The following is a 12,429-nucleotide window of genomic DNA, read 5'->3' as shown; positions in this document are numbered from 1 at the left end:
TTGCGGGTTTGCAATCGATGTTCGACTACTTTTTCTTAGGAGCAATCACCATGACCATCTGGCGACCTTCAAGTTTAGGACGCGCTTCAACAGTACCGTAGTCTGTCAAATCAGCCTCAACTCGATTTAGAAGCTCCATTCCGAGCTCCTGGTGCGCCATTTCACGACCGCGGAAGCGGATAGTGATCTTGGTTTTGTCTCCACCTTCTAGGAAACGTATCAGGTTGCGTAGTTTTACCTGATAATCCCCCACATCAGTCCCTGGACGGAACTTGATCTCTTTAACCTGCATCTGAGTCTGTTTTTTCTTAGCCTCATTTGCACGTTTTTTCTGATCGTATAGGTGCTTACCGTAGTCCATCACCTTACATACGATTGGGTCGGAGTCGGAGATCTGAACCAGATCCAACTCTGCCTCTTCAGCAGCACGAAGTGCTTCCTGAATCGACACAACCCCAATTTGCTGACCGTCAGCGCCGATTAGACGACACTCACGAGCACGAATATTTTCATTAATAGGGGGGAGGTTCTTACGTCCACCCTGTTTGTTATCACGCTTGATAGCTATTTCTCCTAAAGCGTTTACTCGCCGCGACCTTTGCGATTAATGTCTGAAATCAACAAGTTAGCAAAGTTTTCTACACTCATTACACCCAAATCTTCACCTGTGCGTGTGCGTACAGCAACACAGCCGGTTTCGACCTCTTTATCGCCAATTACCAAAAGATATGGGATTTTCTGCAGAGTGCGCTCGCGGATTTTAAAGCCGATCTTCTCATTTCTCAAGTCCGAGACAGCTCGAACGCCCGAATTTTGTAGCTTACCTACAACTTCGTTGACAAAATCAGCCTGTTTATCAGTGATATTCATCACTGCAACCTGTACTGGCGACAACCAAGTTGGTAGCGCACCAGCGTAGTGTTCAATCAAAATACCAATGAATCGCTCGAACGAACCGAGGATTGCACGGTGCAACATTACCGGTGTTTCACGATCGCCCTTCTCATTCACAAACTGTGCATCAAGACGGCCTGGCATAGAGAAGTCGACCTGAATCGTACCACACTGCCAAACACGACCTAGACAGTCACGTAGCGAGAACTCGATCTTAGGACCGTAGAAGGCACCTTCACCTGGTAGCTCTTCCCAATCCAAATTAGCAGCATCAAGTGCATCCGCCAGTGCTTTTTCAGCTTTATCCCAAACTTCATCAGAACCAACACGCTGTTCTGGACGAGTAGATAGTTTGTAGATGATGTCGCTGAAACCAAAATCTGCATATACAGAGTGCAAGAAATCAATAAATTCAGCCACTTCAGTCTGGATTGAGTCTTCCGCACAGAAGGTGTGACCGTCATCCTGAACAAAGCCGCGCACACGCATGATACCGTGCAGTGCACCTGAAGGTTCGTTACGGTGACATGAGCCAAACTCAGCCATACGCAAAGGTAGGTCACGGTATGAGCGCAGACCCTGGTTAAATACCTGAATGTGACATGGGCAGTTCATCGGCTTAACGGCAAAGTCACGGCTCTCTGAGTGAGTTGTGAACATCTGCTCTTGGAACTTATCCCAGTGACCTGACTTCTCCCAAAGGGTGCGTTCTACAACCTGTGGGGTTTTGATCTCTAGGTAGCCGCGCTTACGCTGCTCAGTACGCATGTACTGCTCAACAGCCTGCCAAAGCGTCCAACCATTTGGATGCCAGAACACCATACCTGGTGCCTCTTCCTGAAGGTGGAATAGGTTTAGCTGTTTACCCAGTTTGCGGTGGTCACGCTTCTCAGCCTCTTCAAGACGGTGCAGGTACTCTTTAAGATCCTTCTTATCGCCCCAAGCTGTACCGTAAACACGAGTAAGCTGTTCGTTCTTCACATCGCCACGCCAGTATGCGCCAGCAACCTTCATCAGCTTAAACACTTTCAGGTGACTAGTATTTGGCACGTGTGGGCCACGACATAGGTCGATGAAATCACCCTGCTTGTAGAAAGATAGATCTTCAGTACCTGGGATAGAGTCAATGATCTCTACCTTGTACTTCTCACCCATCTTCTCGAACATCGCAATTGCGTCAGGACGGCTCATCACAGAGCGTTCAACGGGTAGCGCAGCTTTAGCAAGCTCATTCATACGCTTTTCGATCTTCTCGAGATCTTCGGGAGTGAATGGGCGCTCGTAAGCGAAGTCGTAGTAGAAACCGTTTTCTATAACAGGACCGATAGTCACCTGTGCGCCTGGGAATAGATCCTGAACAGCCATCGCCATAAGGTGAGCTGTTGAGTGGCGAATAATATCCACACCCTCTTCATCGCGGGCGGTGATAAGTGATACATCTGCGTCTGATTCGATAACGAAAGAGGCGTCAACTAGCTCGCCATTTACACGACCAGCAAGGGTCGCCTTAGCAAGGCCAGGACCGATATCCATTGCCAAATCAAATACAGACAATGGCGCAGCAAATTCGCGTTTACTTGAATCAGGGAGGGTAATAACAGGCATTAATGCAAATCCTAGTTCTCAGTGGTGACCCCTACCAAAGGCCACTTAAGCTAAATCATTGTGCAAGGCACATCTCAATTGAAGGGCGAAATTATACGCTTTTATCCTCCATTCCTCAAATAACAGCCACTTCAAATGTAGATTTTTAGTGCTTACATGGCATCATAGTGGACAAATAACGATAAGAGCTCAGGGATGAAGACACCTCGACTAAAAATCAGTACCCGCCTAACCCTTCTGGTGAGTCTGCTGATCCTAACGCAAGCACTGGTTTTGGGCTTCTTCACACTGCGCTATTTTGCCAATTCTCTGGAAGAGCAGATCGGGCAACGCGCTCTGCAACTCTCCTCTATGATTTCGCAAACCCCATCTATTCGCGACGCCGTGGCCAACAGCGACTCACAGACAGTGCAGACAATCGTTGCGGATTTACGCCTTGCGACAGACGCAAGCTTTATCTCCATCGGAGACCGACAAGGGATACGACTTGTCCACCCTATTCCAGAGCGCATAGGGAAACCGATGGTAGGCGGTGACAACTACCGCGCCCTTGAGCTTGGTGAGAGCTACATATCAAAAGCGGTAGGTAGCTTAGGGGAGTCAATTCGTGGCAAAACCCCCGTTTTTGATGATCGTGGCCTTGTGGTCGGCGTCGTATCGGTTGGCTACCTAACAACTGAAATTGATGAGACCGTTGCTGCATATCAACGCACCGTCATTATCGCTACGCTGGCATTGCTTATCATTTCGATTCTATTAGCGACGTGGATCGCTCGCCGTTTCCGCGCAGCTATCTTTGACTTAGAACCACACCAGATCGCCACTCTCTTCTTAGAACGAAACGCAACGCTTGAATCGATTCGCGAAGGCGTCATTGCGATCAATGCTCAAGGGATTATCACCACCTTTAACCGCGCTGCAATCAATACCCTAGGGCTTGAAATTGAAGACCTAGCCGGCAGACCGCTCAATCAGGTACTGCCCGATTCACGCATGCTCGCCCTGCTCGATACGGGTGAACCAGAGTATGACCGAGAGACACTGGTTAACGGTCGACACATTATCATCAACCGCCTACCCATTATTCGTGATGAGCAACTAGTCGGTGTAGTAGCCAGTTTCCGCCCCAAAGATGAGCTGACCGAAGTGAGCCGTAAACTCACCCGAATTCGCCAATACGCAGAAGCTCTTCGTACCCAAGCACATGAGTATGCAAACAAACTTCACACGATTGCCGGGCTTATCAGCCTTGGGGCAAAGCAGGAGGCACTTGACCTAATTGGCCAGGAGACTGCAGAGCACCAAGCGCTTCTTGAGTGGCTAAAAGACTCTGTAACTGATCCGGTGGTTGCTGGCTGCATATTGGGCAAATTCAATCGCGCCAGTGAGCTAGGCTTATCCCTTGAGATCGACCGAGAATCTCATCTAGGCGACCTTCCAGAGCGAATTGAAGCACAACAACTGGTGACTATTATCGGCAACCTGATCGATAACGCCTTGGAAGCATCACTTGCCAACAACTCTGACGAGGTTCGCCTATCGATGACCGATATCGGTTCAGAGATCGTTATCGAAGTTGAGGATGATGGTATTGGCATTGCTCCAGAACAGATTGAAGAGATTGTTAAATCAGGTGTCAGTAGCAAAGGTGAAGGACGTGGCATCGGCCTATTCCTTGTATCTGAAACCATTTCCACTTTGAATGGACAGCTCACCATCGAACATATCAGCACCGGTGGCAGCCGATTTACCGTTTATCTACCGAGGATCCCATCATGAGCACGCCTATACGTTTGATGATAGCTGAAGACGATCCTCAGATTGCTGAGATACAGCGCCGTTTTGTTGAGCGCGTTGAGGGGTTTGAAGTGGTCGGCATCAGCCATTCGACCCGCGATGCTAAAGATATGCTTGAGGTATTTCAGCCCCAGCTTGTGTTACTCGATATTCACTTCCCAGACGGGAATGGACTGGATCTTCTCAGATCATTACGAACCGGCGATATGAATACCGATGTCATCATGATCACCGCTGCAAAAGAGGTGGATAGCCTCTCTGAAGCACTTCGTCTTGGTGTATTCGATTACGTGTTAAAGCCTTTGGTATTTGACCGTCTAGAACAGGCACTAACACAGTACAAAGAGCACGTCACAAGTCTAAACAGCTCACAAGAACTCTCACAAAAAGAGGTAGATAGACTATTACCTCGCAACAGAAACAACACCCAAGAAGAGTCAAAAAATCCAAGACTACCTAAGGGTATCGACCAGATCACCTTAGACAAGATTCGGGCAACCTTTGCAAATACATCTCACCCTTTAAGTGCAGAACAGGTTGGAGAGAAGATTGGATCCAGCCGGACAACCGCAAGACGCTACCTAGAGTTTTTGGCAGGTCTCAATGAGCTAAGGGCTGATATAAATTACGGCACTGTAGGCCGACCTGAGCGCCTCTACTCTAAGAGCTAAAACCCAATCCTATAAAAAAGGGAGGCTCAATAGCCTCCCTTTTAAGTTCAAGCGCAAACGGTTAGTTTCGCTTTTAGTTACTTTGAGTTGGCACTCGCAACTTATTACGGAAGAAGAAGGGTGCCAAGAAGCCAGCAACTGCAAAGACCCAAAGACCAATAGCGATGTTACTCGAGAATAGGTATCCCCAATCACCGTCCGAAAGCACCATGGCACGACGCAGGTTAACTTCCATATGACCACCCAACAGGATGCCAAGAATCACCGGTACTGATGGGATATCCATCTTACGAAGCAGATAACCCAGCACACCAAAACCGATCATTAGCAAAAGGTCGAAGTAACTGCCCGTCAGTGAGTAGATACCTACAAACGATACCAGCGTCACACCCGGTAATAGAATGGCTGGCGGCACCTGTAGCACACGACTGAAGATCTTAACCATAGGCACGTTGAGGATGAGTAGCACAACGTTAGCGATCAACAGAGATGCTATCAGACCCCAAACAACCTCTGGACGATCATTAAATAGCGTCGGTCCAGGTGTAATATTCAGCGTCATAAGGAGAGCCAAGAGAACGGCTGTAGTACCAGAACCTGGAACACCCAGCGTTAGCATAGGTACAAGCGCACCGCCCGCTGCTGCATTATTACCTGCCTCTGGCGCCGCAATACCGCGTGGATCACCCTTACCAAACTGCGACTTATCTTTAGCAGATGACTTCTCAGCCATATAAGCCATAAAGCTACCTAGCGAAGCGCCAGCACCAGGCAGGAGACCTGCAATGAAGCCGATCACTGTCGCTCTTAGCATCGCAAATTTAGTGTATGCAATATCACGCCAAGGGATAGTTATCTTCTCAAGCTTAACGCCAATTGCAGAGTCTTTACCGTGAGACTCGATGAAGACTAGAACTTCAGAGACAGCGAAAAGACCAACAATAGCAACCAAAAAGTCGATACCGTCAAACAGGTGCATATTATCGCCGGTGAAGCGGGTCAGACCTGTAGTCGCATCAACACCGATTGTTGCAATACCAAGACCTATACAGACAGCAAGAGCCGCTTTAGCTTGGTTGTTTGAACCTATACCACCTAAGGTCGCAAAGGCGAGCATATAGAGTGCAAAGTACTCAGCAGGGCCAAACAGATAAGCGACACGCGCAAGCAGCGGCGCTAGCAACATCAAACCGAAGGTCGCCAATAGCGCACCGACAAACGATGCGACACCTGAGAGTACAAGCGCATCACCAGCACGGCCTGCTTTTGCCATAGGATAACCATCTAAACAGGTCATCATAGCTGGCTCGTCACCGGGAATATTGAGAAGAATGGATGAGATACGACCGCCGTACATAGCCCCGTAGTAGACGCTAGTCATCAACACCAGTGCTTGTGTTGCATCTAATCCAAAGGAAAACGTGAGCGGAATGAGTATGGCTACACCATTCGATGGCCCAAGACCTGGCAGGGAGCCCACCATCGTTCCGATAATACAGCCCGCCACAGCGAGCGCCAGCGTAAATGGCGTAAGGGCAACATCGAAGCCCAGTGCCAAGTTGGCAAATAGATCCATATGCCCTACCCCATCAGCCAACGCGGAATCGCGAATAGGCTAAGTCCAAAGACAAATTTAAAGAGAAGGAACAACCCCACTGACATACCCACACCGGTAAAAAGCGACGTTTTTAGGTTTGGTTGAATCAGATAGGATACCGCTGCACCCACCAGTGCCGTTGATAGAAGAAAACCAAGCGGTTTGAGGCCGTAGGCATACAAAATTAACGCTACGATCGCGAAACCGATATGCATTAACGTTGTTAAACCAGGCCATGCAGGCTCTTGATCCGGCTTCATGATCATCACGAGGCCACAGATTGCTGCAACGATTGCAATACCCATTGGAAAGGCTTTAGGGCCGAGCGGGTCTGCAAAGAAAGGCTCTTCTAAAGAGGTAGCGCCCGCGAAATACGCGAGCGCTAGCACAACGACAATTAATCCCGTTATGCGATCAGTCATTACTTAAGAACACCTAGCTCTTTAGACATATCTTGTACTTCTTTCATCACACCATCTAGGTAGTTCTGGAAGTCAGGACCTACTTTAGTGAACTTCACAAGACCGTTAGCCTGCATAGCATCTGCCCACTCTTTAGAGGCTGCTACTTTAGCCAGGTTGTCACTCCACTGTTTGTAAGAGGCTTCAGAAGCACCTTTTGGAGTGTATAGACCACGCCAGTTAACAGCGACAACATCGATACCCTGCTCTTTAGCCGTTGGAATTACAGCATCTAGACCTGGGATCTCAATGCGCTCATCAGTGAATGATGCAAGCACACGAACTTCACCGCTCTTGATGAAGCTAACAACACCTGAGATATCACCTGTCATCGCTGAAGTGAAGCCACCTACGGTCTGAGTGATCGCATCCGCATCACCATCCACTGCAATGTATTTCACTTTACGGATATCAGTGAAGCCTTTACGTTTAAGCGCCATTAGCACTTTAAGGTGATCGTAACCGCCTGCTGCAGAACCGCCCGCGAAGGCATGTTTTGATGGATCAGCGATTACTGAGTCTAGAAGGTCGTTTAGTGTTTTGTATGGTGAGTTAGCTGCTACTACAATAACGCCTGGGTCAGCACCAATCGCACCTAGGAAACGAACCTGATCAGATGTCATGCCAGAGTATGCATTCTGTGCAAGGCGAGTCGCTGTAGCAGTTGAAGCTGCAACAATCACATCACCGTCAGTGTTACGCTCGTTTACAACGTGAGCGTAAGCAAGACCACCACCAGCACCAGCCATGTTGGTCACCTGAATAGGATCTTTTACAGCACCGATATCGAACATGATTTTACCGATCTGACGACAAGTAAAGTCCCAACCACCGCCTGGGTTAGCTGGTGCGATACACTCAGCAGCCATTGCACTTGAAGCAACGCTCATTGCCACGCCTGCTGCTAGAAATTTAAGTTTAGCTAGTTTCATTATTGTTCTCCTACAAGATAAACCCTGCCGGGATTGTGATGGCAGTTGCGAAAACCATAACGCTAGCCAGACTTTTTCAGAAGCTTAGGGGCATAAGTTTTATTGTGTAATTTGCGCACCTTTTGTTCATAAAGTTCACGTGATTATTTTTATAAACCCTGTAATTTTGGCCTATATCTTGCATAAATATCTCTTTAAAAGGCACTAAGTTTAATTACTTTTAGAATAGTGGAATATGTTTAAGAAAAACCGCTCTACCCTACTGTTTACCGCGTTCAGCCTACTGTTTTCTTCCTTGCTGATTGCTGGTCTTTATGATTTTTCGAATAAGCTCAATGAATCCAGTGAAACCTGGGCAAAAGCGTCAAACGCATATCAAAGCGGATCATCAAGTATCTATACGCTTGAAGAGACACTAGAACCGGGCAACACTCCTGATCTCCTTCTCTATTATGCACTTGAAGGTGATTCAGACTTCCTGAAAAGCGCTATCTCCGAAGCTGAGAAGGCACTTAACGCTCTGCAGACGCTTAAAGGGGTCACGGAAGATAGCTACTCACTTGGGTTGATCGAACATCTTGAGCGTGGGTTTAGCGAACTTGCAGCAGTTGAAGTCACAGAACGTGACGATACTCTAGTAATGCAAAGCGCAATGAGTAGTGTGAAAACGCTAGCCCTTTACGACCCTGTTTTAGTTAAGCAGTTTCAGACACAGATCGAGACTTTGCGTTCACGGACGAGTGAATCCCTTCGAAATCTAGAGTCAAAAAATCAGCGTCTTTTTGAAAATCTCACAACAGAGTCAATCTACGGCTGGACCATTACCCTACTCCTTATTACAACGGGTCTTCTATTTATTAGACACCTGAGAGGCTTAGAACGAGAGGCATTTAAAGCCCACGAGAACACACTACTTCGTTTGGATAGCGAGCGATCATTAGCTGAGCATGCCGCCTATGCAGAGCGCCTATTTACCGCACTTCCAGTCGCTGTTATCACTATCAACGAACGCGGTGAAATACAGAACTCCAACCCAGCAACCGAGAAATTACTCGGTTACGCGCCCGAAGAGATTATCCATCAGAAAGTAAATATGCTGATGCCAGACCATCACGCTCGGCAGCACGACCAGTACCTTCACAACTTCCACAGCACAAGGACAGCCAATGTTATTGGTATTGGGCGTGAGGTGCGGGCGGTACACAAGAGTGGCAAAGAGATAGATGTGCACCTCTCTATTACGGAGTTCACGCTCAATGATAAGAAGCACTATGCAGGTATTCTTGTAGATCTTTCAGAAATCACCGCCCAAAGGGATGAGATTGCGCGCACGCTGATCACCCTTGAAGAGACCAATATTGAGCTTGAGAAGGCGATGAAACAGGTCAACATGGCCTCTGAATCTAAGGATCTATTCCTGGCAACAGCTTCTCATGAAATTCGCACCCCACTTACTGGCATGTTCGGGATGATCGATCTTCTGCGTGACACCGATCTTAACGCTGAACAACTCGGCTACATCAAAATGCTGGACGGTTCAGGACGCCAACTGATGGCGATTTTGAATGACATTTTGGATGCTGCAAAGCTGCGTGAAAATGGCATCGAAATGCATCCAAGTAGCAATGAAATTAACGAAATCACCTCATTAGTGGAGACAACATTTGCTGCAACAGCAGAAGCCAAAAAGATACGATTCTCTATCGACGTAGATAATAAAGTTCGAAATCAGTGGATCAATGTCGACAGTGTTCGCTTAGTTCAAATACTCAGCAACCTTTGCAACAACGCAATTAAATTTACTGATCATGGATTTGTAGCACTCTCTATCGAGAAGCAGGATGAGACGGAAGCTTCTATCTGCCTAGGATTTAAGATCGAGGATTCCGGTAGCGGTATTCCTGCCCATCTTATCAATGAGCTAGGTAAGCCCTTTACTCAACTTGATAACTCGCTAACTCGTGCAGGCAAGGGGACAGGACTTGGTATAACCATTGTCTCTTCACTTTTAGAGAAGATGGGTTCTAAATTGAAGATCGAGTCGACCATTGGCAAGGGATCGATCTTCAGCTTTAACCTTTGGTTACCTAAATTAGAAGCACCCGTTCACCACCGTTTCTTGAGTGCGGATGATGGCACAACCCTCATTACAGAACCCAAAAGGAGCATGGATGCAGCTAAAATTCTTGTAGCAGAGGACAACCCAATCAACCGCATGGTGATTGAGAAATTGCTCAAAAAACTGCCACTGGAATATCTGATCGTTGAGAACGGCCAAGAGTTAGTTCATGAAGCAGAACGCAATGCTTATGACCTTATCCTTACAGATATTCAGATGCCTATCATGGACGGTCTAACTGCAACACGGGAGCTGCGTAAACAATCTAAGTTTGATCATATTCCGATCGTTGCACTAACGGCCGCATCCTTCGAGGATGAGATAGAGAAGATGCGCTCTGCAGGCATGAATGACTATGTGGCTAAACCGATCGATAGAGAGAAGCTGATCTCGGCGATCGAATTAAACCTCCACAAGCACGCTTTACACTAGCGCATATTATCGAGCAGCGAGCGCGTGTATAGTACGTGCTCTCTAGCTGCCTCTTCAGCTTTACCTGGATCTCTGGCCAAAAGTGCTGTCTGTATCGCCTGATGCTGACCACCTATTCTTTCAGGGTAGCGCCCGTAACGCTTCAAGGTTAAATCTAACGCTTTATAGATAGCGGCAAAGTAGCGGTTATAGAAGAGCTCACTGAGACTTGCGATGACCAGGTTGTGGCTGTACTTGGCAATTAGCATGTGGAATTGTAGATCTGCCTTCGCTTTAGCAAGTGTTGTTGCTCCCCGGTTACGATCCCTCATACGCTGGTACTCCTGATCGATTAGTTGTAACTGCAGATCCGTTGCTGACCTTGCACAGGCCGAAGCCGCACTCCCCTCCAGAAAGGCACGAAACTCTAACACCTCTCGTATTTGCTCTAAGTTGGGATCTGCATTGAGAGGGAGTGCAGCGATGAGTGACTCCATAGGATTGATCAACTGAGTCGCGCGCCCCTTAGACTTCAAGAGCACACCCTTAGCAACCAACTGCGCAAGCACCTCCCTGACAGCACTTCGAGAGAGTTGAAACTCACGCTGTAAAGCCGCCTCTGAGGGGAGTCCTTCCCCTCGCCTAGCATGTGCGATGAGATGGTTATAGATCGCTTCTGTTCTCTGCATGTACACCTTTGTCGAGCTTAACTGGTCTGACAGGTTATCATTAATTGATGCAAGATTATCCAGCCAATCGCTAGAGTGCAAAGAAATAATTTGGAGATACCCATGAGCGTAATTTGCGAACTTACTGACCTTCAGCGCCTATACCACAAACGTGTTCCTAAAATGTTCCAAGGCTATGCAGAGTCTGGATCCTGGACTCAACACACACTGGCAATGAATAAGTCTGACTTTCAGAAGATTCTATTCCGCCAACGTGTAGCTCGTGACCTTGCACCACGCAGTCTCGCAACCACCCTTGTGGGCCAGGATGTGAAGATGCCTGTTGCAATGGCACCAGTTGGTCTGCTCGGTATGCAGCATGCTGATGGAGAAATAAAAGCGGCACAGGCAGCTGAAGAGTTTGGCGTTCCGTTTACGCTATCTACGATGAGTATTTGCTCAATTGAGAAGGTTGCCGAAGCGACCTCTAAACCATTCTGGTTTCAGCTATACGTTCAGAAAGATCGTGAATTTACCAAGAAGTTAATTGAACGTGCTAAAGCCGCAGGCTGTTCAGCTCTGGTCGTAACTCTTGATCTACAGATTATCGGCAAGCGCCATGCTGACCATCGAAATGGCATGACTGCACCGCCTCGCCTGACGATTCCAAACATCATCGATATAACACGTCGCCCACGCTGGGCGCTGGGCATGCTAGGCACTAAGAACCGTGAGTTTGGCAACATTCAGGGCTGTGCTACGGGTGTCGATGATATGAACGATCTCATGAAGTGGACCGCCAACTCATTCGATCCAAAGCTGAGCTGGGAAGATCTCAAATTCTTCCGTGAACTCTGGGACGGCCCATTGATCATCAAAGGCATTATGGAAGCGGATGATGCACGCAAGTGTGTAGAGTTGGGGGCAGATGCGATTGTTGTCTCTAACCACGGTGGTCGCCAGCTAGACGGAGCGCGCTCTTCTATTAGCGTACTGCCTGAGATCGTCGATGCAGTGGGTAGCCAGATTGAGGTTTGGCTCGATGGCGGTATTCGTTCTGGTCAGGATGTTATTCGTGCACGTGCACTTGGTGCTAAGGGTGTGATGGTTGGCCGCCCAATGGTTTACGGCCTTGGCGCTATGGGTAAAGCGGGTGTCACTCGCATGCTAGAGATCTTCCACGAAGAAGCCGAATTGACCATGGCCTTTATGGGACATCGCGACATCGCTGAAGTGAGTAAAGATGACATCGTCATCAAAGGTGAACTCTAAAC

The 12,429-nt window shown here is 47.9% G+C and carries 10 protein-coding genes; 4 read left to right on the top strand and 6 right to left on the bottom strand.

Features of this window, described 5'->3' with window-relative positions; genetic code table 11:
• Positions 1-25: 25 nt before the first annotated feature.
• On the bottom strand, positions 26-562 hold the full coding sequence (infC, locus tag HH196_RS01880) for a translation initiation factor IF-3 (protein ID WP_248276911.1): 537 nt from the start codon (positions 560-562) through the stop codon (positions 26-28).
• Between the two features lie 20 nt (positions 563-582).
• A complete protein-coding gene (thrS, locus tag HH196_RS01875) occupies positions 583-2,499 on the bottom strand; it encodes a threonine--tRNA ligase (RefSeq protein ID WP_169450406.1) in 1,917 nt (638 codons plus the stop codon).
• A 195-nt stretch (positions 2,500-2,694) separates the two neighbouring features.
• Between thrS and HH196_RS01870 the strand changes: the two genes are divergently transcribed.
• Positions 2,695-4,278, top strand: coding sequence for a sensor histidine kinase (locus HH196_RS01870; protein ID WP_169450405.1), 1,584 nt, complete (start codon positions 2,695-2,697; stop codon positions 4,276-4,278).
• The gene (locus HH196_RS01865; RefSeq protein WP_169450404.1) at positions 4,275-4,967 is read left to right on the top strand and encodes a response regulator; all 693 of its coding nucleotides are present in this window, start codon (positions 4,275-4,277) and stop codon (positions 4,965-4,967) included. Before HH196_RS01870 ends, HH196_RS01865 begins: the two co-directional genes overlap by 4 nt.
• A 73-nt stretch (positions 4,968-5,040) precedes the next feature.
• Here HH196_RS01865 and HH196_RS01860 read toward each other — a convergent pair whose 3' ends face one another.
• From HH196_RS01860 to HH196_RS01850, 3 genes are read right to left on the bottom strand one after another with little or no spacing between them, the layout of a single operon-like run.
• A complete protein-coding gene (locus tag HH196_RS01860; protein WP_169450403.1) occupies positions 5,041-6,543 on the bottom strand; it encodes a tripartite tricarboxylate transporter permease in 1,503 nt (500 codons plus the stop codon).
• Between the two features lie 5 nt (positions 6,544-6,548).
• Positions 6,549-6,986: a tripartite tricarboxylate transporter TctB family protein gene (locus HH196_RS01855; protein WP_169450402.1), complete on the bottom strand. Its 438-nt coding sequence runs from the start codon at positions 6,984-6,986 to the stop codon at positions 6,549-6,551.
• Positions 6,986-7,957 (bottom strand): tripartite tricarboxylate transporter substrate binding protein, encoded by a 972-nt coding sequence (locus tag HH196_RS01850; protein ID WP_211160805.1) that lies wholly within the window; start codon positions 7,955-7,957, stop codon positions 6,986-6,988. The genes HH196_RS01855 and HH196_RS01850 overlap by 1 nt, the downstream gene beginning before the upstream one ends.
• 235 nt (positions 7,958-8,192) lie before the next feature.
• On the opposite strand from HH196_RS01850, the gene HH196_RS01845 reads away from it, so the two are divergent.
• Positions 8,193-10,508 carry a response regulator gene (locus HH196_RS01845; RefSeq protein WP_169450401.1) on the top strand — a complete coding sequence of 772 codons (2,316 nt, stop codon included), beginning with the start codon at positions 8,193-8,195 and terminating at the stop codon, positions 10,506-10,508.
• Here HH196_RS01845 and HH196_RS01840 read toward each other — a convergent pair.
• Positions 10,505-11,176, bottom strand: coding sequence for a FadR/GntR family transcriptional regulator (locus HH196_RS01840; protein WP_169450400.1), 672 nt, complete (start codon positions 11,174-11,176; stop codon positions 10,505-10,507). The genes HH196_RS01845 and HH196_RS01840 overlap by 4 nt on opposite strands.
• A 102-nt stretch (positions 11,177-11,278) precedes the next feature.
• On the opposite strand from HH196_RS01840, the gene HH196_RS01835 reads away from it, so the two are divergent.
• Positions 11,279-12,427: an alpha-hydroxy acid oxidase gene (locus HH196_RS01835; RefSeq protein WP_169450399.1), complete on the top strand. Its 1,149-nt coding sequence runs from the start codon at positions 11,279-11,281 to the stop codon at positions 12,425-12,427.
• Positions 12,428-12,429 lie beyond the last annotated feature (2 nt).

Source organism: Marinobacterium sp. LSUCC0821 (assembly GCF_012848475.1).
Taxonomy (GTDB): Bacteria; Pseudomonadota; Gammaproteobacteria; order Pseudomonadales; family Balneatricaceae; genus Marinobacterium_E.
This window is presented reverse-complemented; position numbering and strand designations above follow the sequence as displayed.

Coding starts and splice junctions, on each gene's coding strand:
- HH196_RS01845 (WP_169450401.1), top strand. CDS start 8,193: ATGTTTAAGAAAAACCGCTCTACCCTACTGTTTACCGCGTTCAGCCTA.
- thrS (WP_169450406.1), bottom strand. CDS start 2,499: ATGCCTGTTATTACCCTCCCTGATTCAAGTAAACGCGAATTTGCTGCG.
- HH196_RS01850 (WP_211160805.1), bottom strand. CDS start 7,957: ATGAAACTAGCTAAACTTAAATTTCTAGCAGCAGGCGTGGCAATGAGC.
- HH196_RS01860 (WP_169450403.1), bottom strand. CDS start 6,543: ATGGATCTATTTGCCAACTTGGCACTGGGCTTCGATGTTGCCCTTACG.
- HH196_RS01855 (WP_169450402.1), bottom strand. CDS start 6,986: ATGACTGATCGCATAACGGGATTAATTGTCGTTGTGCTAGCGCTCGCG.
- HH196_RS01840 (WP_169450400.1), bottom strand. CDS start 11,176: ATGCAGAGAACAGAAGCGATCTATAACCATCTCATCGCACATGCTAGG.
- HH196_RS01835 (WP_169450399.1), top strand. CDS start 11,279: ATGAGCGTAATTTGCGAACTTACTGACCTTCAGCGCCTATACCACAAA.
- HH196_RS01865 (WP_169450404.1), top strand. CDS start 4,275: ATGAGCACGCCTATACGTTTGATGATAGCTGAAGACGATCCTCAGATT.
- HH196_RS01870 (WP_169450405.1), top strand. CDS start 2,695: ATGAAGACACCTCGACTAAAAATCAGTACCCGCCTAACCCTTCTGGTG.